Source organism: Maribacter spongiicola (assembly GCF_004364165.1).
Classification (GTDB): Bacteria; Bacteroidota; Bacteroidia; order Flavobacteriales; family Flavobacteriaceae; genus Maribacter; species Maribacter spongiicola.
Window position 1 is genome coordinate 63,797 of sequence record NZ_SOAY01000010.1, and the last position, 21,563, is coordinate 85,359.

A 21,563-nucleotide genomic window follows, 5' to 3' on the forward strand; every position below is an offset into this window, starting at 1 on the left:
ATTTTAATAATGTTTTTCTCAATGAATCAAGAACAGTATTTATTGTTTGGCAAACATAATCTTGCCTCCTCCTTGAAAAAGGATCATGGTGTTTTCAACTGTATTGAATTCAAATTTTGCTCCTGCTTGATCAAACTTAAATTTATCTTTTTCAGTTGCTTCAAGTGGAAATGACGGTTGACCTGTACCTTGTGCTATTAACGTATTTTCGTTTTTGGTAATCGTTATTTTCAAAGGAATTTGCTCAGAAGCATACACTCCCAAATAGTTGTCCAAATCTTCTGAGGTCAACTCTAACCTTGTAAATACAGGTATTTCATATGGTTTGTTATAGACCGCACTTAAAACGGCTATGGAAATATCGTTATTATTTATGTTTGTTCCGTTTGAGGTTAAGGCATATGAAACTTTTTCCTCTGGGAAATGTGAATACACAGAGCTAAAGCCATCAATGCCACCGGTGTGCCCGTAACCTATACTATTGTAGAATGGAATTTGGAACAAGCCAAGACCGTAACCTTCTTTTAGGGTTTTCATGCTTTCAAGACTTTCATCATTTAAAAGTTTTCCATCAAACAAAGCATCTGCAAATTTTGTTAAATCGTTTGGCGTAGAAGTAATAGCACCTGCACCTAAGGGAACTGTAAAGTCTGTTTCGGGTTCTTCTTTCCAAGAACCCATAAATTTGTATGATTTACACTCGTTGTCACTTGTATTTATTTTTCCAAAAACATACGTGTCTTTTAAACCAATGGGTTTAGCAATGTACTCTTGCACCAATGCTGCATATGTTTTATCAAAAGTCTTTTCAAGTATGTATGTCAATAGCACGTAATTAGAATTGCTATAATCCGCTTTGCTGTCAGGCTCAAAATCGCTACCTCCTTTTTCTATAATTTCAATCAGTTCCTTCTCAGTTTTTGATTGTGTGCTCCATGATAAATAGTCAGCGTCATTGGTAAAGTTATGTATGCCACTTCTGTGGTTTAACAATTGTTTTACCGTTATTTTCCCTGCATTGGTGATTACAGGAAACCACTTGTCTATTGTTTGGTCCAAATCTAACTTCTTCACTTCAGCAGCTTTTAGAACCAAAACCGCGGTAAACGATTTACTAATAGAACCAATTCTATATTTTGTTTTTTCAGTTGCTTTAATATTGTTTTCTGCATCAGCAAATCCGGTCGATTTAGAATAAATTATTTCTCCGTTCTTTGAAACGGCAACGCTGCCCATGAACTTGTTATGCTCTTCAAGTGTATTAAAATAGGTGTCTAGCTTGGTCTTGTCCAAGCTTTGCGAAAACCCAATGTGACAAACAATTAAAAAAAATACTGTTATGAAGATGGTCTTTTTCATTTTGTGTCTTGTTAGGTTTGGGGTTCTTGGAAAATAGAAACCATAATTTCATAATCCGTATTAATAAATTATAAGAGCCTTTATTGCTCGCACAATTCACATTTATAATTTATGATTTTGATTACGGTCTTTGATCAATCTTCCAAAACCGTTTCACAATCGTCTACTACAACTTTTTTTTTTACAATTTTACTCCGCTCCAACTTCCGCTATCGTCATCACTATTCATTGTCCAAAGTCCAGAAGCAATATTGTCTATAAAAGATCCACTAAACTCTCCAATGATTTCTGAAGTTTTTATATCTGCATTTAAAACTCCATTCTCGGTGATAGTTCCTATAATTTGGTAGGAATATGAAGACTGAATAGGAGTATACGTTCCAATAACAGTTTTATTCATGTCAACTCTTATTGACCAATTACCACTATCTAAATTACCTGTATATTGACCACTCCAATATCCTTCATATACAAATACATCGTCTTTTTCATTTGAACATGAGTTTAAAACAACCAGACTAATAAGTAAAAACACGAAAAATTTTGCTTTCATAAATATTTTTTAAAAATAACCAAACCAAACCTTATGTTTAAGCTATTGATTACAAAGTAAATAGTAACCAGCAAGGTAGTATTTTTCTTTCAAGTATGTTTAAAGGTGACTGTAAAAGAGAGGTACGAGAATTAAAATAGTTAGGAGTTAGGAGTTAGGAGTTAGGTGAAAAAATAGTACTAAGTAAAGAGTACAAAGTATTAAGTATTAAGTAATCTAATTACATATAGAATTTTCTGGTAACCATAAAATTCGGTCTTGCGTGAATTCTGACCTTAATTCGGCTGTATTGCCTATGGTTTCTCCCTCACAATTTCTGGTGAATGAAACATATGCTACAGTTGGGTTACAATTCACGTAGTAAAAAACATCATTACCTAAATATTTGGCTGTTTTGATATACTCATAATCATCAGTCAGTGAATTTACCCAGTCATTAAGCCAAGGTAATTCTTCTACCGGGTCATTAACATTACAAGTGAAATCTGTATCGTTATCATCACTACAAGCACACAAAACTGCCAATAAAATTACACCATAAATAAGCCAATTAAACATCCTATTATTCATTCCTTTAAAGATATAGTTATAGTAAAAAGATGCGTTTAATAAAAATGGTTGCTTTAATAGCTTATATCTTAACTTCCAGTTCACTGGCTACATTTTCTACTTGCAAATTTGAGGCAATAGACTTGCTGTATTTAAAAGGTATCGTACATCAATATATCAATGCGGATAACCGTAAAAGGATGGGTGTTTATTTTGTAGTTCATTAAACGCTAAAAAGCAAAACCCAGAAAAAGCTTCTGGGTTTAACATTAATGCAATAAGTTCATTTATTATTCTGTAGGAGGTTGTAGCGTGTAGCCCATAGACGTCATTACGTTTAATTGATCGTAATAATGCGCCATCATCGCAATTTTACCGTCTTCAACAACACACGTAACCTGTGCAGGAATCGCGATTTCTTGACCGGTCTTCTTATTTGAAATAGTGTCTGTAGTCCACACCATGACCCATTCGCCCTCGTTTATGCCACCAGTTACCTTAATAGGTGCATAAGACGTGTTTGCGTCAATTGAATGTGTAGAAGTTGCAAAACTTTCTTTATAATATTCAGACAATTGAGAAGGATTCATTGCGTCAGAAAATCCTGCGTTTAGACCGTAAATTTTCGCGTCATCTGCTAATTGCGCTATCATAGTTTCCAAATCTCCGTTTTGTACAGCATTTACGTAATTCGATACAACAGCTACATTGGCTTCTGCATTCTCAAAATCCATGGTAGCCGAAAATTCTTGTGCGGTATTGATAATTGGTGTTAAAAACACAGCAAGCATAAAAAACATAGTCATCTTAATAGTTCTCATAATATATAATTTTTGGTTATTATTCTAATCAATAAGTGTTTTACCACAAAGGGGAACAATTTTACCGGCAATACATATTAGGGGAATTTACTTGCTTCAATACTGCTTCAACAAAAAATATTGTTTAGACACAATATCTTAATCCTTAGAAAGTTAGTGATTATTTTTAACATTTCTATATCTAAAAATAAATTAATATGGTATTCCCATTGTAAAATTCAAAACGTCTGAAAAATTCTATTTGAGTATTAAGTATTAAGTACAAAGTGATTGGTTGATTCTTCTGCTTATATCTTAACCTCCAGTTTACGGGACACTACCCCTTTTCCACCCGCCATGAGTCCGGCAATTCTTTCATTTTCTATTTGTAACTGCACCGTGATGGCACTTGGTGATGGCGGCAACATATATTTGCCTTGCTGAATATGGAAGGTAGTTTTCTTTAATTGCAATACATCAAACAAATAACTAGCTAAAGGTCCGGCAGCCATACCTGTACCTGCTTCTTCAAATATGCCATATCGCGGAGCAAACATTCTGGCTGTGGCGTCAATTTCTGTAGCAATTTCGGTGCTGAATATGTAATATCCTATTAAATCATATGCTTCACTGATGCTTTCTATGGCATCAAAATTTGGAGTAATAACTTCTAACGTCTTTACATCTTTTACGGGAATCAATAGAAAAGAATTTCCGGTATTGACCACTTGCATTGGTGCATTTGACAGCAGGTCTGTTTTGATCAATCCTAAGGAATTTAAAATATCGTTTTCCCTATCTGCTGGGTCTACATATGTTGGTGCCAATTGCTCCATAAAAGCTAAATCGCCCTGTATTTCTATTTTCCTATTTCCGTCTATGGTCTCTTTAGAGGAAGTTTTACCCTTTAACAACCCCAATTGTTTTAAATAGGAGAATGCGGCAATAGTGGCGTGTCCACAATGTGCTATTTGCTTGGTGGGTGTGTAGAAATCTAACTTATAATCTGCCGTCTTAGATTCTGATATAAATGCCGTTTCCGAGAGCCCGACTTTCTGGGCTATCTCCAATTTGTTTTCGTGCGATAAGGCATCTGCATGTAGCACAATACCTGCCGGGTTGCCGCCTTTATCATTCTCGGTGAAGGCATTTAGTATTTGTACGGTTACTGTTTTTACGTCGTCCATCATAACTTTTTTAAGGTTTATAACAGATAGACGTAGTACTTTATAAAAAGACGTAGCTAATCTTCATTATTTTCAAAATCGAGTAATTTACCGGTGCCATCTGCAGCAACATTCTGACAACTGAGCAATTGAATTTTTAGAATTTCACGTGCTTTCTGTACCCGAGATTTTGTACCGGAATACGATATGTTCAAGTGCTTTGCCAACTCCTTTTGAGAGTATTCTTGGAATGTGGTGAGTACAATGGCTTCTTTATGCAGGGCAGATAACTCGCCTATTTTCTGATTGATGCAATTGATCAACTTGGAATAATCAAAATCATCTTCCTGAACTTGAGGCATATCAAATTGCGATATATCCACCGTTTTATCTTTCCGCTTTCGAAAATGGTCCATGATTGTATTTCGCGTAATCTGATATACCCAAGATGTTAGCTTAGACGTGTGCTGCACCTGATGAATTTTGGTCTGTATCTTCAAAAATACCTCTTGATGAATATCTTTTGCCTGCTGCTCATCTTTAATTTTACTTAAAATGAAATGATACAATTCTTCATTGAGATCCAACCAAATGGTATTGATTTCATTTTTCATACTGCTCCTCTTTTTCCACTAAAACTTATCTTCACTGGCAATTAAAGCCCTCCAAATAGCAATGAATTCTTCTATCCCTTTTTTAACTAACTCTGTATTTATCAAAACTAATTTTCCTGTTTTAGTCTTCTCATTGAAGAACATAAATGTCACCACACTTGGATCACTACCGGTATGCCCAATTTGCCCTTTTGAAGACATACCCATAAACACCCCCATATTGTATTCGTCGTTATATTCCTTATCACTTCTGTCTTTATGATTTTCATCTGTTAACTGAGGTGTAAATAGGATCTTAAAGCTTTCTGCGGATAACATAGTACCATTACCTGCATATCCATTTATGATTTCAGATAAGTATTTTGCTAAATCATGGGCAGAGGTAATCAATCCGCCATCGGGATAATTCACTAACTTGTAAAATGCCAGCTCGGTGTCTGCATCGGCATATAGTTTCGAATGCATTGAAAAATCAATGGCATCAAAAGACCATCCAGTACTTGTCATTTCTAAAGGGTCAAAAATATGTTTTTGAGTAAACTCGGGAAACGATTCTTCCGTTGCTTGTTCTAGAAGCAGTGCCGCTAAACCTGCGCCAATATTTGAGTAATTAAACATGCCTCCTGGGGTGTACTTCGAAAATGTTTTCTTTTTATACCACTTACCATCTTCGCTTAAAATAGCTTCAAGATATTCACCTAAAGACATCATTTCATTTGGAGGCAAAAAATTACCGTTCTCCTTGGCATCTCCATTTTCGGCTTCTTTAAGTATATACCCTTTTCTTTCATATTCTGAAGGATCCATAATACCCGAGGTGTGACTTGCCAATTGCCGAATGGTAATAGGTGTATTCTTAAATTTAGGATGCACTACCTCAAAAGGCAAGTAATCATTAATGTCATCATCTAAATCGAGCTTACCCAGTTCTTGTGCCTTTAATAACGCCATCCCAATAAACGTCTTTGAGATAGAACCAATATTCTGTAGTGTATTCTTGGTGTATTTTTTATTCGCTTTCTTGTCCGCGAAGCCAAATCCGTTTTCATACAGCATGCCATTTTCATTAACGATTGCTACGGAGAAACCTACTATGGGTCCGTCGCCAGCTATTTGCTCTAATTCGTTGGTGAGTTTGTTAGAAATGGAATCATTGGTCTGTGCATAGGTGCTCCCTATTAGCATAGAAAAAAGGATAAGCGAACTGATTTTTTGTGCTATCATGATGGTAAACGATTTGATTGATTGATGAATTAACTGCAATTTAACGATTTAGGAATTGGTTGTTGGCTATTGGCTATTGGTTGTTGGTTGTTGGTTGTTGGTTGAAAAATAGTATTAAGTAAAAAGTACTAAGTATTAAGTAACAAGTTAGCTGATTGTATGCCGTGATTGTGTTGTGTGTAAAGTTTTACTACCTACTACGTTTTTAATACCTTAGTCATACCATACAAATGAGAACCAAAATATCTTATCATGTCAAAGCTTCTTTTTACCCTTTTCATGTTTTTATCAATTACTTCTGCGATAGCTCAAAATAGCTTTCAAGATGTATTTTCAAACACCACAAGACCATCAAAAGACAACATCCGTATCGAATTTCAAGATTATAGAAATAATAAAACCTATTTACCTATATCTATATTAAAAGGAAAGAGTGAAGGACCTGTTTTTACCATGGTTGCCGGAGTACACGGGTTTGAATATCCGCCAATTATAGGGGTTCAAGAGCTTTTAAGAGAAATTGATGTCGATAAGTTGGCGGGTACTTTGATTATCATTCCTATAGCAAATACAAGTTCGTTCTTTTCAAGAACCTCTATTGTTAATCCGTATGACCAAGTGAATCTAAATGGTGCTTTCCCAGGGAAATCTTCTGGTAGCATTACCCAGAAAATAGCCGATTTTATTACTACGACCATAATACCAGCGAGCGATGTATTTTTAGATATTCATGGCGGTGGAGTAAATGAAGATCTGCTTCCGTTTGCACTTTTCTACGATAACCCCAATTATCCGGAACAAACAAAAAAAGCTAGGGAACTTACCGAAATCAGCGGATTTGAATACATTGTTTCATATCCGTTCACTTTAAAAGACAACGAACCTGCAAAATATGTCTTTAAACAAGCCTCGCAAGATGGTAAAATAGCTTTGAGCTTTGAAAGCGGCAAATTGGGCAACGTACAGAAAGATGCCGTAAGCTTTATAAAAAACGGCGTATACAATATGCTGAACAATTTGGATATGTATGATAAAGGAACGGGACCAAATGCCAACCTTGTTCAGCTAAACAACCCGACCTATATCAGTGCCACCGAAACCGGACTTTTCTATAGCGACCTTAAAGCAGGTGATGCTGTTACCAAAGGTGATATTGTAGGATATATTACGAACGAATTTGGCGAGAAACTCAAAGAATACACAGCTGATGCAACCGGTATTATTTTGTATAAAATATCAACACCGCCGGTGAATGTAGATGATACGTTGTTTTGTATTAGTTCTAGTTTGTAGGATATTGTTTTGTGGTGGTGTGTTAGAAAACTGGTATTTGTTTAATTACAAATAGGAACTTTGAAAATTAGTATAAAAAAAGCCCTCACTTTCGTGAAGGCTTTAAAGATGTGGAGAATACCGGATTCGAACCGGTGACCTTCCCGAAGGCTTTCGGGACGCTCTATTACTTCTAATCACCATCAAATTAAAACAAAAAAGCTCCCATTTATGGGAGCTCTAAGTGGAGAATACCGGATTCGAACCGGTGACCTTCCCGAAGGCTTTCGGGACGCTCTAAACAAAATGACTCCCTAATTAAAACCAAAAAAAGCTCCCATAAATGGAAGCTTTGCGTGGAGAATACCGGATTCGAACCGGTGACCTTCCCGAAGGCTTTCGGGACGCTCTATTACTTCTTATCACCATCAAATTAAAACAAAAAAGCTCCCATTTATGGGAGCTCTAAGTGGAGAATACCGGATTCGAACCGGTGACCTCTTGCCTGCCAGGCAAGCGCTCTAGCCAACTGAGCTAATCCCCCAAAATATTTTATTAATACCGAAGGTATTAAAAGAGGACCTTCCCGAATGCTTTTGGAACGCACAAGAAAACTGAGCTAATCCCCCGCTTTTCGAGAAGCTCAAAGAAAATACATTTTACTATGCCAACAAAGTACTACTTAATCTTTCTTTACACTTAATACCAAAACCGGTACTGGGGCGTAAAACTCTGATTTTGAAATAGTGCTCTTTTCCCATAATTTCTTAAAAAAACCACGTTTTCTTCTAAAAACACACAATAAATCGGGGTGTTTTGCTTGAAAATGCTCTAAAACGCCATGATACGTTGTGGAGTTTTCTGTAAAGGTCAATTGAGAACTGATATCCATCAATGCCGTGTTGATCTTTAAATCGTCATCTGAATATCCCGGAGTTTTCACCATTAAAAGATTTACAACGGCCTTGTGCTTATTCTTAATTGAAATTAACGGATCAAGAATTCTCTTTCTTTTTAATATACCAGACTTGAAGGCAACCAGAATATTTTTAAAAGGTATATATGCTGTTCCTTTGGGTACAATCAATGTTGGTATGTTTGTTCTTTTAATAATGGCTCCTGAAGTTTGTCCTAAATAGTTCTCTTCTTGAATATCATTACTTCTTGGTGCCAAAATAATTAGGTCAATTCCTATTCCTTTATCAATTTCTCTAAGTCCGTCTTTTAGCTCACCGTTAAAGCTTGCTATTTTTATAGAGACGTCTTTTGTATCTACTGTACCTACTACGTCCTTTAATCTTTCCTTTGAATTATCTGCTACCTTTTGTGTTATATTGGCAAGCGTTCCTGTTTTTCCGCTAACATTAAAAACATCCATTACATATATTTCTGCACCAAAGTCTTGTGCAAAATCTACTGCATATTGTAATGTTTGATTCGCATTTGAGGAGGTGCCAATAGGAACAAGAATATTCATCATGATAAAAAGTGTTGTTTATAACTCTAAATTTACAATTTAATTAAATCGCTTTTATGATTGTACCGGCAAAGATATCGCAAATACCCAAAATTCTTATCATGACAGATGCTTGTAGAATTGCTATGGAAGCCAATGGTATTTACCAATGGACGACCGATTACCCTTCTAAACAGGCATTTGAAAAAGACATAGAGCGTAATGAACTTTATGTGCTTCAACATGATAACGAAATAGTAGGTTGTATTGTTGTTTCCCTTTTTATGGATGAAGAATACACTTCTGTAAACTGGTTGACGGAAAATATAAATAACTACTATATTCATCGCCTAGCCGTGCACCCTAACTTTCAAAGTAAAGGTTTTGCTCAGCGGTTAATGGCCTTCGGCGAAAACTTTGCCAGAGAAAACAATGCTGTCTCCGTTAGGTTAGATACCTTTAGCCAGAACAAAAGAAATCAGAAATTTTACGAGCAACGTGGTTATACAAAATTAGGAGATATCTTTTTCCCAAACCAAAGTGAACATCCTTTTCATTGCTACGAACTTGTACTATAGAAACCCTATTTTTTGAAGACTTCAGTTAATTTAAAAACTATAAATGCCTTGGCGATCCCTGCAACTATTGCGGGTATTGCAGAACCTTTGTTGTCGATAACCGACACGGCCATTGTGGGCAATATTCCGGTGGACGGATTAGAATCTCTCGCGGCAGCAGGTATTGTAGGTTCTTTTCTTTCTATGCTGATCTGGATTCTTGGTCAGACACGGAGTGCAATATCCGCCATTATTTCTCAGTATTTAGGTGCCGGTAGACTAGAAGAAGTCAAAACATTACCCGCACAGGCTATTTACCTCAACATTGCCTTAAGTATAATAGTTTTGCTATCTACCGTTTTTGTGATTCAAGAAATTTTTGAGCTGCTAAATGCCAAAGGAAAAATACTGCAGTACTGCATCAGCTACTACTCCATTCGTGTTTGGGGGTTCCCATTAACCTTATTTGTCTTTGCCGTAATGGGTATTTTTCGCGGATTACAGAACACTTATTGGCCCATGGTCATTGCTATTACCGGTGCAGTTTTAAACGTTATTCTAGATTTTGTTTTTGTATATGGTATTGAAGGATTCATTCCTGCCATGTATTTAGAGGGTGCCGCATATGCTAGTTTGTTGGCGCAAGCAATCATGGCGATTATGGCGTTCTACCTACTTTGGACGAAGACCGATATTAGCTTAAAATTAAGATTACCCATTCACCCAGAACTTGGTCGTTTGGTAATTATGAGCTTGAATTTATTTGTTCGTGCCATTGCCTTGAACACTGCACTTATTCTTGCCGTTAGAGAAGCTACTGCTCTTGGCGATAAATATATTGGTGCACATACTATCGCCATTAACCTCTGGCTATTTTCTGCCTTTTTTATTGATGGTTATGGTGCCGCCGGTAATATTATGGGCGGTCGATTATTAGGGGAACGCAATTATGACGGACTCTGGTTATTGGCAAAAAAGATTACGAAATACGGACTCATAGTTAGCCTAGTGATTATGTCTTTGGCTACCATTTTCTACAAACCCTTGGGCAGCTTATTCTCTAACGAACCCTTGGTGCTTTCTGCTTTTTACGGCATCTTCTATATTATTATTCTAGGGCTTCCTTTTAATAGTACCGCCTTTGTTTTAGACGGAGTTTTTAAAGGTCTTGGGGAAATGAAATATTTACGCAATACCTTACTTGTAGCTACTTTTTTAGGTTTTGTACCCATGCTGTTTTTAGGAAAATATCTTCACTGGGGATTAACTGGAATTTGGCTGGCTTTCACCGTTTGGATGTTCATTAGAGGCGGCGCACTCGTATGGAAATTCAGAAACAAGTTCAAACCTTTATTGCAAAATCCGTAATTTTGTATCAGCTACTTCAAGGCAAATCTTGAAGTAAACAATCTCGATTATCGAGTAAAACAAAATGCTATGGTCACTTCAAGAAAAAATGGAAGTTTATATACAAGAATAGATGGTAAAGTTGCTCACGTAGAGTTTGGGCATCCTGCCAGTAATTCTTTTGTTTCTGAACTTTTAGAACGTTTAACGGATACTATTAACGAACTTTCTGAAGATGAGGCCATATCTGTTATCCTACTAAAATCTGAAGGTGAAAAAGCATTTTGTGCAGGTGCTTCCTTTGACGAGTTACTTGAAGTATCTAACCTTGAAGAAGGCAAAGCATTCTTTAGCGGATTTGCCCATGTTATCAATGCCATGCGTAAATGTAAAAAGGTCATTGTAGGTCGTGTACATGGTAAAACTGTTGGTGGTGGCGTAGGTCTTGCCGCTGCTTGTGATTATGTATATTCTAACGTTAATGCTTCTATAAAACTTTCTGAGCTTAGTATAGGTATTGCGCCTTTAGTAATTGCACCTGCAGTTGCCCGTAAAATAGGTAATGCTGCCATGGGTGAAATGTCTTTAGCACCTACCGAATGGAAAAGTGCATATTGGGCACAAGAGAAAGGACTGTTCAATAAAGTATATGACTCTGCACAAGAAATGGATAAGGAATTGGACTTCTTCATTCATAAATTGGCTAGCTATAATGCCGAAGCTTTAACAGAATGGAAGAAAGTTTTATGGGAAGGTACCGACCATTGGGATACCTTATTGACAGACCGCGCAGCTATTACAGGTAAATTAGCCCTTTCCGATTTTACAAGAAACGCACTGTCAAAATTTAAAAAATAAACAATAACTGAAACAGCGCTTCGTTCTGTTTCTAAATAATTAGTATGGATTTCTTTCAATTTTTAAACGGTAACCTAGTATTTCCTGTTCTTGCCCTTTCTGTTTTGATCATTTATTTTGTAAACAAAATGCGTGCAAAGAAGAAATATAAAAGGTAATTCAACACTTTACGCAACTAATTGGTATTTGAACATCTTATAAAAAACCAATTTTATGTTCGCAAAAATCATATTCGTATTTCTTTCTATTTTCCTCGTTGCCTGTAACCAAAAGGACGATGCTGTTGAACAACAAGATTGTTCTACGGCTATATGCACCCTAAATTTTGTTACCATTACGGTTAGTGTAAAAGATGCATCGGGCGAAGCTATAGTATTAGATAGCTACGAGGTAATCGATACTGAAACGGGTGAAAACATTGCTGCAGATTTTAACGGCGATGAATATCAATATTATAAAGAACAAGGTCTATACCCTATTCTTAGTGATGCAAATCGGGTGCAATACCAAAATTCGACCGCCACACTTACTTTTAAAGGTATTATTGACACTGAAGCCGTTATTAACGAAACCTATGAGGTTGGCGCAGACTGCTGTCATGTGAGCTTAATCACTGGAAATACCGAGATTGTTTTAGAATGATTTCTCTCTATAAATGCTTTTAAAGATTCCCTACCTTTGCCATATAATTATAGGCTATGAGCAATATTCGTATTACGAAACAATTCAATTTTGAAACCGGTCACGCACTTTACGGTTATGACGGTAAATGTAGAAATGTACACGGCCATAGCTATAAATTATCTGTAACCGTTATCGGTACGCCTATAACAGATACCAGCCACGTAAAATTAGGAATGGTAATCGATTTTGGAGATCTTAAAAAAATAGTAAAAGAAGATATCGTTGACATTTTTGATCACGCTACCGTATTCAATAAAAATACACCACACGTAGAACTTGCCAAAGAATTGACGGACAGAGGGCATAACGTTATCTTGGCAGATTACCAACCTACAAGTGAGAACATGGTTATCGATTTTGCCGCAAAAATAAAATCTCGCCTTCCAGAAAACATTTCTTTATTCTCTTTAAAACTACAAGAAACCGATACCTCTTTTGCAGAGTGGTATGCCAGTGATAATTAAGTTCAACAAAACTTAACCATATACTTACTTTACAAGCTTATAAATTGTTTTATTTTTAGGGCAACTCCTTAATATATAACAACATGACAAAGCATCATATTTACTGGTGGAATCTTGAAAACCTGTTCGATGTAGAAAATTCGCCTAGACGAAGTGAATTTTTAAACAACCATTTAGGTAAGGAACTAGACGGATGGAATGCTACTATTCTTGATCAGAAAATTGCGAACCTAACTGCAGTCATATCAAAATTCAACGATGGTAAAGGTCCTGATTTATTGGGAGTTTGTGAGGTAGAAAATGAATATGTTATTGAGTTACTTATTGATGCCATGAGCACGGCACTTGATAAGAACTACGGCTATGTGATTTCTGAAGGGGAAGATAAACGAGGTATCGATACCGCACTTATTTATGACAAAACTAAATACGGGCCTGAACAGCAAACTTTTAGTCTACGTATTATAAAACGAAATACGACCAGAGATTTGTTTCAAGTACATATAAACACTGCTAATGGCAATAAGCTGGTATGCGTACTTAACCATTGGCCTTCTAGATCTGGTGGTGAACTCGAAAGCGAACCATTTAGAATTATGGTTGCCGAAAATTTATCGTACTGGATTGAAAGAATCTACGAAGAGCAGGGTGATGATGCCAATATCATATTAATGGGCGATTTCAATGACAATCCGTACAACAAAAGTATTACTGCGTATTTAAAGGCTATCAATAACAAAGCTTTGGTGAAAAGTAATAGAGTGCGCCTAAAGTACTTTTATAATGTAATGCATCGATTTTTAGATGCTCAAATAGGCACATTTGTATTCGGTAATGAGTATAATCTGTTAGATCAGTTTATAATCTCTAAAAGTATTTTGTCAGAGAAGTCAGAATCACCTTTTAAATTGAGTACCGTAGAAATCATTGCCTACCCTGAGCTTACTTCTGGATCTTACCAGAAACCAGTAAAGTTCGGTAGACCCAATTCTTCAACATTTAACGACAAGGGTTATAGCGACCACCTACCCATAAAAATAGTACTGAACGAAAAAGATGCCGTAGTATAATTGCACCTCTAAAAACTAGCATGCTCTTATTTTGACCTGCGTATTCCCGTGGTCCGCAAAACAGTTATTATATTTACATCCTGATGACGAACATTGAACTTCCCGCAGGAAAAAAAGTATATTTTGCTAGTGATAACCACCTAGGCGCACCTACTATGGAAGAAAGTAGAGTGAGAGAGCTAAAGTTTATTCGTTGGTTAGACACGATCAAGTCGGATGCAGGAGTGATTTTCTTGATGGGCGATTTGTTTGATTTTTGGTTTGAATACAAAACCGTTATACCTAAAGGATTTACCAGAACACTAGGAAAACTTGCAGAACTGTCTGATGCAGGTATCTCAATTCATTACTTTGTAGGTAACCATGACCTTTGGATGAACGGTTACTTTGAAGAAGAACTGAACATACCTGTTTACCATAAACCTCAACAATACTCCATTAACGGAACTTCTTTTTTCATAGGCCATGGTGACGGATTAGGACCGGACGATAAAGGGTTTAAAAGGATGAAGAAGATATTTACCAACCCCGTAGCCAAATGGTTTTTTAGATGGCTACACCCAGATATTGGCGTTCGCTTGGCAAAACATCTTTCTGTTAGCAACAAACTGATCAGTGGCGATGATGATGCCAAGTTTTTAGGTGAAGACAAAGAATGGTTGGTGCTATATGCCAAACGAAAATTAGAAACACAACATTACGACCATTTCATTTTTGGTCATAGACATCTTGCTTTAGAAATAGAATTAAAAGAAAATTCAAAATATACCAATCTTGGAGATTGGATCGGTTACTACACTTATGCCGAGTTCGATGGCCAACAGCTTTCACTGAAAGAATTCAGCTAAATTTCATCAAAAACATCGATGAAATACACAAATTGAAATGTAATCCTTTTCTTACAACAAGAATTGAGCAGTTCACAACAATAGTTTTATAAAACTAGTTCTTCGTTATATCTTTACAGTGTTATTAAGTTTGAGTGTTGACCCAAATCTTCACATTACCTACAAGTTTCCCCAGCTTAAAACCCAAATTTTAAGTGTACCTACTTTAAAGAACAGCCCCTATTTTAGGGGCTTTTTCGTTGTTTTAGCTTTTTTACTTCAATTATTATTTTTTATTTTAAGAAAATCCCATAAATTTTAAAAATCAAAATGCTATTCATTTACACTTCAGAAAAAGGAAATAATTTACATTTTTTTTGTGATGTCTTTTTTACAAAATTAGACTTATTCAGGATAAAAATATCAACAAACAACATGTAATCCTTTTCTTACATGTTAAAAATAGCACTTCACAACAAAAGTTAGTGTAAACTACCAATCGGTTATACCTTTACACTGTTGTTAAGATTAAGTGTTGATTCCCAAATCTTCAGTTTACCTACAAGTTCCCCCGCTTAATGACCCAAACATTAAGCATTACCTACAATAAAAAAAGCTCCTAATTAGGGGCTTTTTTTATGAACTATAACTACCTTCTTTAACTCTCATGCTCGTCGACATCTTTCTGTAAATCGAGCTTTCTAAACTTAGGTGAAACAATTGCCGTAAGTCCCACTGTTAATAAAGTCATGGTGCCGCCAAAAACAACAGCGGTTACCGTACCCATAAATTTTGCTGTTACTCCGCTTTCAAATGCACCAAGTTCATTTGATGAACCCACAAACATTGAATTTACAGAAGCTACTCGCCCACGCATGTTATCGGGAGTCTTTAATTGTAATATCGTTTGTCTTATAATCATTGACACCCCGTCTACCGCTCCGCTTAAAAACAACGCGATAACAGACAGCCAGAAATAGGCTGATAAACCGAATACGATCATACAAACCCCAAAACCGAATACGGCGAGTAATAATTTTTTACCTGCATTTTTATGAAGCGGAAATCTAGTAGATCCCAACATGGTTAACGCAGCACCAACTGCTGGTGCAGCTCTTAATACGCCGAAGCCTTCCGATCCTACATGCAATATATCTTGAGCAAAAATGGGCAACAATGCTACTGCTCCACCAAAAAGTACAGCAATCATATCTAGGGTCAATGCACCTAAAACTGCCCTGGTTTTAAAAACGAATGTCAACCCTTCTTTTAAACTCTGAAAAACTGGTTCCCCAATTTTAGGATTAAGAATTGGTTTTTTAGAAATGTTGAAAAGTGCGGTCAATGCCAATAAGGAAAATCCGAAAATGACACACATAGACCAATGTACGCCTATAAGACTAATAGAGAATCCTGCTAATGCGGGACCTAATACAGATGCCATTTGCCAGGTAGTACTACTCCAAGTAGCAGCATTGGGGTATATTTTTTTTGGAACTATTAAAGCTATTAATGAAAATATGGTGGGACCTAGAAATGCTCGAACCAATCCGCCACAGAATACCAAGGCGTAAATTCCGTAAAGAATGACTTTGGTTTCATAGGATTCTAAAATAGAAGGCAGACTTAACATAAACAGACCGAAGCTAATGACCGAAAAGCCAAAAATACACTTCATTAATAGATTTCGCTTTTCTTTTTGATCCACAATATGCCCTGCAAAAAGTGCCATACCTACTGCAGGTATTACCTCCATCAAACCAATGATACCTAATGATAATGGGTCTTTCGTCATTGAATACACTTGCCACTCTATAACAATAAATTGCATAGACCAAGCAAAAACCATGGCAAAACGAACTAGAAGAAAAATATTGAATTCCTTAAATCTTAAGGCAGCATAGGGGTCATTAACGCTCATAGTTCAATCGCTAAATAGAGTCCAAAGATATTTAATAAATTAAAGAGCAGTAAGCGATTGAGTGACTAATTAATCGATGGAAGTAATAAGAATTTTATTGCATGCTATTCAATGCCTAATTCTCCGAAATAGGAATCTAACTCTAACTTAAACAATGTACCATTTATTAAATCTCCTACCTCAATGGCTTCTTGATAGCTTACAGCAAATGTTACTTGGTGAGCGGGAGTGTTCAATAATAATGACCGACACGTTTCTTTCGTTTTACAATCTCCACAAAGATTACCCTTACCGTTTTTTACAGTATCTGCAATACATTTAGAAAAATGACGTAATTCGCTTTGGTTTAGCAATAGTCCGATATCCCTGAAAATCACCTGTACTTTATTGGATTGACTAGGTTTATCTTTTTTCCATTGGAAGGCTATTCCAAAATCATTCTGGTAAATAGGATGTATATCGTTCATAAGAATCTTCATATTTAGTATAAATATATAGATCTTATTTAGAACAATTATAAATAGTATTGTTAAATCGTAATTTCTATTTGATTCCCTTCGGGGTCTAGAATGACACATTCGTAGTAGCCATAGCCCGTAGTTCTAGGCTCACCGGCAATTGTGAATCCGTTTTCTCTCAACTTTTCAGTCAAAAAATCTACTTGTTCTTTTGATCCTACGGACATGGCAAAATGTATGAATCCGGTATTTATTTCATTATCTGTAGTTGCAGTAATACTTATGCATAAGTTCTAATCTTGCACCATCAGTAAAACTTAAAAAGTAAGAGGTAAATTCTTTCCTATGGTTATGATATTTTTCTCCTGCTACGGCATTAAAATACGTTTCATAAAATGCACGCATTGCCTCTAAATCTGAGACCCAAATAGCGATATGCTCTATTCTCATTTAATGTCCTTTAGCTTCAATTGCAAACTCACATTACCCTGCCATTCATTTTCATCAATAGAGAAAACGGCGCTAAAAGGTTTTCTACCGGTTACCAATGAAAGTTTATCGCCCATATTAAAGCCGATACCATCAATTCTATGACTGTCTTGCTGAACTACAGAAACTTTTAAATGTGCTTCTTCTTTACCTACACCTTTTGCGTAACCAGTATCCTTTAAATCTTCAGCCATAAATATTGGCGACATATTACCAGGACCAAAAGGGGCGAACTGCTTTAGAATTCGCATTAACTTAGGTGTGATATCTTTCAATTCAATTACAGCATCAACAGTAATTTCAGGTATCAACATCTGTGGATCTATACTCTCTTTCACCACTTTCTCAAACTGATGCTTGAAATTATTATACTGCTCTTCTAGCAAGGTTAATCCTGCGGCATATTTGTGCCCGCCAAACTGCTCAATATAATCTGCACAACCTTCTAGGGCATTATACACATCAAAGCCTCTGACCGATCGAGCCGATGCCGCCAACTTATCACCACTTTTAGTAAAAACCAAGGTGGGTCTATAATAGGTTTCCGTCAATCTTGATGCAACTATGCCAATAACTCCTTTATGCCAAGTATCTTTATAAACTACAGAAGTAAAACCTTCTTCCTCCTGATTCTCTTGAATTTGCCCTAGTGCCTCAATCGTAATTTCTTGATCCAGTCCTCTTCTATCTGTATTGAATTTTTCAATTTCAGCAGCAAATTGTATGGCTTGATCTATATTGGTTTCCGTCAATAAGTTTACTGCATATTGACCGTGTTTCATTCTACCAGCTGCATTAATTCTAGGGGCAATGATGAAAACCACGTCTGTAATGGTAAGCTCTTTTTTATTGATTTGATCGATAATAGCTTTAAAACCGATTCTGGGTTGCTGATTGATAACCTGCAAGCCATAAAAAGCCAGTATGCGATTCTCCCCAGTTATCGGTACAATATCCGCTCCTATTGCAGTTGCCACTAAATCAAGGTAATAGATAACATCGTCAATAGTCTCTCCTCTACGGGAACCTAATGCCTGAATCAATTTAAAACCGACTCCGCAGCCACATAACTCATCATAGGGATATGAACAATCTTCTCTTTTTGGGTCTAAAACCGCAATTGCACTTGGTAATATTGTACCAGGTCTATGGTGGTCACAAATGATAAAATCGATTCCCTTTTCTTTTGCGTAAGCAACCTTATCGATTGCCTTCACTCCGCAATCCAACGCAACGATCAATGTAAATCCGTTATCCTCGGCAAAATCGATTCCCTTGAACGACACTCCGTAACCTTCATCATACCGATCGGGAATATAGGTTGCCACATTCGGGTAATAACTCAACAGGTACGATGACATTAAAGCAACAGCCGTAGTACCATCTACATCATAATCGCCATACACCAAAATATTCTCTCCGTTGGCAATGGCTTCCTCAATCCTGTTTACGGCAATATCCATGTCCTTCATAAGAAAAGGATCATGCAAATCTTCTAACTGCGGACGAAAAAAACCCTTCGCCTCTTCATATGTAGAAATTCCTCTTTGCAACAATAGCTGCGCCACCAAATCATCGACCTTTAACGCTTTGGCTAAAGCATCAATATCTTCTTGTTTCGGTTTTGGTTTAATTGTCCAGCGCATTTTTTCAAATTAAAGTATAAGTTCAAATTGCTCAGTTGGCAGTTCTCAGTAACAGTTGGCAGTATCAGTTGGCAGTATCAGTTGTCAGTGTTCAGAGTATAATCGATATCGTCTTTGCGAGGCACGAAGCAATCTCTCACTTAAGTGTACCAAACAAACAGATTGCTTCTTCCGATTGCTATCGGAATCGCAATGACGTTTTATTTTTTGTGAAAAACAGTCTTAATATCTAGCTCGGCAAATTGTCTGAACATCTCCATTACTCCGCAATATTTTTCAATAGATAGGTCTACTGCTCTTTGTAATTTTTTCTCGGCTAAATTTGCGCCATGAAAATGATATTCTATAACTACTTTGTCATAAAACTTAGGATGCTCATCTGTTAAGTTTGCGATTGTTTCTATATGAAATTCATCAACCTCTAATTTCATCTTCTTAATCAATGCAGCAACATCTAAACCTGAACAACCAGCTAATGAGGACAACATTAATGCTTTTGGTCTTAAACCGCTACCATCACCACCGTCTTCTTTTGCAATATCTATTCGTAAAGAATGCCCTGATGGATTATTACTTTCAAAGGACATGTTGCCCAACCACTTTGTGCTAATATGATTTGTTGTACTCATAGTTTTATGTTTTTTGTAGACTACAAAAATACAACAATATAGGGTGGTTTTTCTAGGTGTTAGGAGTTAGGAGTTAGGAGTTAGGAGTTAGGAGTTAGGAGTTAGGAGTTAGGAGTTAGGAGTTAGGAGTTAGGAGTTAGGAGAAATTAAAAATTGCGAATTGAAAGTGCAAGACTGAGCAATTATTTGAAAACTTATTTTCTCTTTGACACTACTGTCAGTTAGATTGATTTTTAAATCAATATTTTCATTGACTTAAAAAATGCCTGCCAGCCGGTTAGGAGGGTATCGAAAACATTTGGAACACCTACTTAAAACAAACAGATTACTTCTTCCGACAGCTATCGGAATCGCAATGACGAATAACTAATTCAAAACCTTAGCAACCAATTCCTGCAGTTCCCCAACTACCTCTTCTTCGAACCACGGATTCTTGCTTCGCCAAAAATGATTTACTGGCGATGGGTGTGGCAAAAGAAAATATTTTGGCAGGTATTCTTTGTAGTGCAAAACGTTTTCGGTCAGGTTCTTTTTTGCTTGTTTCCCTAAATATTGGTCTTGTGAATATTTACCGATAAGCAGAATAAGCTTTACGTTTTTGAATTCTTCCCATACTTGCGAATGCCACAATGGGGCACATTCTTTTCTGGGTGGTAAATCGCCAGTCTTTCCCTTACCAGGATAACAAAACCCCATGGGCAATACTGCAAAATTATCAGGGTTGTAAAAGACATCCTCATTTACACCCAGCCATTCTCTAAGTTTTTTACCACTTGGATCATCCCAAGCCTTATTTTCAACATGTGCTTTTCTGCCTGGTGCCTGACTTACCAATATAATTTTAGAATTGTTAGTACCCGCAACAATTGGTCGTGGTTCTAATGGCAAATGTGCCTTACAAACCTCGCAACCTCTTATTTCAGCTAATAATTCTTGCATGGCGTAATTGATGTATAATTTATGCCTCTAACGATTACAAAAAGGGACGCAATGACGAATAACTACTTCAAAATCTTAGCCACTAATCCCTGCAGCTCCCCAACGACATCTTCTTCGAACCACGGATTCTTACTTCTCCAAAAACGATTTACTGGCGATGGGTGAGGAAGAAGAAAATATTTTGGTAGATATTCTTTGTAATGCAAAACGTTTTCGGTCAGGTTCTTTTTTGCTTGTTTACCTAGATATTGGTCTTGTGAATATTTACCGATAAGCAGTATAAGCTTTACGTTTTTAAATTCTTCCCATACTTGCGAATGCCACAATGGGGCGCATTCTTTTCTAGGTGGTAAGTCGCCTGTTTTGCCTTTACCAGGATAACAGAATCCCATGGGCAATACCGCAAAATTATCAGGGTTGTAAAAGACTTCCTCATTTACACCCAGCCATTCGCGAAGTTTTTTACCACTGGGGTCGTCCCAAGCTTTGTTTTCTACATGGGCTTTTCTACCTGGTGCCTGACTTACCAATATAATTTTAGAATTAATAGTACCTGCAACAATAGGTCTGGGCTCTAAAGGCAAGTGCGCCTTACAAACCGTACAACCTCTTATTTCTGCTAATAATTCTTGCATGGTTGATATCTAATTTATCCCAATACCATTAGAAATTAATGACGAA

The 21,563-nt window shown here is 36.6% G+C and carries 24 protein-coding genes and 1 tRNA gene; 8 read left to right on the forward strand and 17 right to left on the reverse strand.

Annotation, left to right across the window (positions count from 1 at the left end; all coding sequences use genetic code 11):
• Positions 1 to 39: 39 nt before the first annotated feature.
• The 7 genes from CLV90_RS00950 to CLV90_RS00980 form a co-directional block, all read right to left on the reverse strand.
• Positions 40 to 1,359 (reverse strand): serine hydrolase domain-containing protein, encoded by a 1,320-nt coding sequence (locus tag CLV90_RS00950; RefSeq protein WP_133685655.1) that lies wholly within the window; start codon positions 1,357 to 1,359, stop codon positions 40 to 42.
• A gap of 181 nt (positions 1,360 to 1,540) precedes the next feature.
• Positions 1,541 to 1,912 (reverse strand): hypothetical protein, encoded by a 372-nt coding sequence (locus CLV90_RS00955; RefSeq protein ID WP_133685656.1) that lies wholly within the window; start codon positions 1,910 to 1,912, stop codon positions 1,541 to 1,543.
• Positions 1,913 to 2,128: 216 nt separating this feature from the next.
• Positions 2,129 to 2,482: a hypothetical protein gene (locus CLV90_RS00960; protein WP_133685657.1), complete on the reverse strand. Its 354-nt coding sequence runs from the start codon at positions 2,480 to 2,482 to the stop codon at positions 2,129 to 2,131.
• A 269-nt stretch (positions 2,483 to 2,751) separates the two neighbouring features.
• Entirely contained in the window at positions 2,752 to 3,282 is a 531-nt protein-coding gene (locus CLV90_RS00965) for a nuclear transport factor 2 family protein (RefSeq protein WP_133685658.1), read from the reverse strand.
• 287 nt (positions 3,283 to 3,569) lie between these two features.
• Entirely contained in the window at positions 3,570 to 4,448 is an 879-nt protein-coding gene (locus tag CLV90_RS00970) for a PhzF family phenazine biosynthesis protein (protein WP_208295085.1), read from the reverse strand.
• A 56-nt stretch (positions 4,449 to 4,504) separates the two neighbouring features.
• On the reverse strand, positions 4,505 to 5,041 hold the full coding sequence (locus tag CLV90_RS00975; protein ID WP_133685660.1) for a sigma-70 family RNA polymerase sigma factor: 537 nt from the start codon (positions 5,039 to 5,041) through the stop codon (positions 4,505 to 4,507).
• 18 nt (positions 5,042 to 5,059) lie between these two features.
• A complete protein-coding gene (locus CLV90_RS00980; protein ID WP_133685661.1) occupies positions 5,060 to 6,265 on the reverse strand; it encodes a serine hydrolase domain-containing protein in 1,206 nt (401 codons plus the stop codon).
• 252 nt (positions 6,266 to 6,517) lie between these two features.
• On the opposite strand from CLV90_RS00980, the gene CLV90_RS00985 reads away from it, so the two are divergent.
• Entirely contained in the window at positions 6,518 to 7,558 is a 1,041-nt protein-coding gene (locus tag CLV90_RS00985) for a succinylglutamate desuccinylase/aspartoacylase family protein (RefSeq protein ID WP_133685662.1), read from the forward strand.
• A 449-nt stretch (positions 7,559 to 8,007) separates the two neighbouring features.
• On the opposite strand, the gene CLV90_RS00990 is transcribed toward CLV90_RS00985, so the two are convergent.
• Positions 8,008 to 8,081: transfer RNA gene (locus CLV90_RS00990), tRNA-Ala, on the reverse strand.
• Between the two features lie 138 nt (positions 8,082 to 8,219).
• Complete coding sequence (locus CLV90_RS00995) at positions 8,220 to 9,017, reverse strand: universal stress protein (RefSeq protein WP_133685663.1); 798 nt, start codon at positions 9,015 to 9,017, stop codon at positions 8,220 to 8,222.
• A gap of 53 nt (positions 9,018 to 9,070) precedes the next feature.
• Between CLV90_RS00995 and CLV90_RS01000 the strand changes: the two genes are divergently transcribed.
• The 7 genes from CLV90_RS01000 (at position 9,071) to CLV90_RS01030 (ending at position 14,821) form a co-directional block, all read left to right on the forward strand.
• Positions 9,071 to 9,571, forward strand: a complete 501-nt coding sequence (locus CLV90_RS01000) for a GNAT family N-acetyltransferase (RefSeq protein WP_133685664.1) — start codon at positions 9,071 to 9,073, stop codon at positions 9,569 to 9,571.
• 12 nt (positions 9,572 to 9,583) lie between these two features.
• Complete coding sequence (locus tag CLV90_RS01005) at positions 9,584 to 10,918, forward strand: MATE family efflux transporter (RefSeq protein ID WP_133685665.1); 1,335 nt, start codon at positions 9,584 to 9,586, stop codon at positions 10,916 to 10,918.
• Between the two features lie 69 nt (positions 10,919 to 10,987).
• The gene (locus CLV90_RS01010; protein ID WP_133685666.1) at positions 10,988 to 11,755 is read left to right on the forward strand and encodes an enoyl-CoA hydratase/isomerase family protein; all 768 of its coding nucleotides are present in this window, start codon (positions 10,988 to 10,990) and stop codon (positions 11,753 to 11,755) included.
• 213 nt (positions 11,756 to 11,968) lie between these two features.
• On the forward strand, positions 11,969 to 12,397 hold the full coding sequence (locus tag CLV90_RS01015) for a hypothetical protein (protein WP_133685667.1): 429 nt from the start codon (positions 11,969 to 11,971) through the stop codon (positions 12,395 to 12,397).
• 56 nt (positions 12,398 to 12,453) lie between these two features.
• Positions 12,454 to 12,903 (forward strand): 6-pyruvoyl trahydropterin synthase family protein, encoded by a 450-nt coding sequence (locus CLV90_RS01020; protein WP_133685668.1) that lies wholly within the window; start codon positions 12,454 to 12,456, stop codon positions 12,901 to 12,903.
• Positions 12,904 to 12,986: 83 nt separating this feature from the next.
• Positions 12,987 to 13,973, forward strand: coding sequence for an endonuclease/exonuclease/phosphatase family protein (locus CLV90_RS01025; RefSeq protein ID WP_133685669.1), 987 nt, complete (start codon positions 12,987 to 12,989; stop codon positions 13,971 to 13,973).
• Between the two features lie 83 nt (positions 13,974 to 14,056).
• Positions 14,057 to 14,821: a UDP-2,3-diacylglucosamine diphosphatase gene (locus tag CLV90_RS01030; protein WP_133685670.1), complete on the forward strand. Its 765-nt coding sequence runs from the start codon at positions 14,057 to 14,059 to the stop codon at positions 14,819 to 14,821.
• A 637-nt stretch (positions 14,822 to 15,458) separates the two neighbouring features.
• Here the strand turns inward: CLV90_RS01030 and CLV90_RS01035 are convergent.
• The 8 genes from CLV90_RS01035 to CLV90_RS01065 all read right to left on the reverse strand — a co-directional run bounded on the left by CLV90_RS01035 (position 15,459) and on the right by CLV90_RS01065 (position 21,517).
• A complete protein-coding gene (locus CLV90_RS01035; RefSeq protein ID WP_133685671.1) occupies positions 15,459 to 16,721 on the reverse strand; it encodes an MFS transporter in 1,263 nt (420 codons plus the stop codon).
• A gap of 104 nt (positions 16,722 to 16,825) precedes the next feature.
• The gene (locus tag CLV90_RS01040; protein WP_133685672.1) at positions 16,826 to 17,188 is read right to left on the reverse strand and encodes a hypothetical protein; all 363 of its coding nucleotides are present in this window, start codon (positions 17,186 to 17,188) and stop codon (positions 16,826 to 16,828) included.
• A gap of 62 nt (positions 17,189 to 17,250) precedes the next feature.
• Entirely contained in the window at positions 17,251 to 17,406 is a 156-nt protein-coding gene (locus CLV90_RS19390) for a VOC family protein (protein WP_243835235.1), read from the reverse strand.
• A 31-nt stretch (positions 17,407 to 17,437) separates the two neighbouring features.
• Positions 17,438 to 17,629 carry a VOC family protein gene (locus tag CLV90_RS19395; RefSeq protein ID WP_243835236.1) on the reverse strand — a complete coding sequence of 64 codons (192 nt, stop codon included), beginning with the start codon at positions 17,627 to 17,629 and terminating at the stop codon, positions 17,438 to 17,440.
• Positions 17,626 to 19,314 carry a single-stranded-DNA-specific exonuclease RecJ gene (recJ, locus tag CLV90_RS01050; protein ID WP_133685673.1) on the reverse strand — a complete coding sequence of 563 codons (1,689 nt, stop codon included), beginning with the start codon at positions 19,312 to 19,314 and terminating at the stop codon, positions 17,626 to 17,628. Before recJ ends, CLV90_RS19395 begins: the two co-directional genes overlap by 4 nt.
• 200 nt (positions 19,315 to 19,514) lie before the next feature.
• Positions 19,515 to 19,943: an OsmC family protein gene (locus tag CLV90_RS01055; RefSeq protein ID WP_133685674.1), complete on the reverse strand. Its 429-nt coding sequence runs from the start codon at positions 19,941 to 19,943 to the stop codon at positions 19,515 to 19,517.
• Positions 19,944 to 20,309: 366 nt separating this feature from the next.
• The gene (locus CLV90_RS01060; RefSeq protein ID WP_133685675.1) at positions 20,310 to 20,882 is read right to left on the reverse strand and encodes a uracil-DNA glycosylase family protein; all 573 of its coding nucleotides are present in this window, start codon (positions 20,880 to 20,882) and stop codon (positions 20,310 to 20,312) included.
• A gap of 62 nt (positions 20,883 to 20,944) precedes the next feature.
• On the reverse strand, positions 20,945 to 21,517 hold the full coding sequence (locus CLV90_RS01065) for a uracil-DNA glycosylase family protein (RefSeq protein ID WP_133685676.1): 573 nt from the start codon (positions 21,515 to 21,517) through the stop codon (positions 20,945 to 20,947).
• Positions 21,518 to 21,563 lie beyond the last annotated feature (46 nt).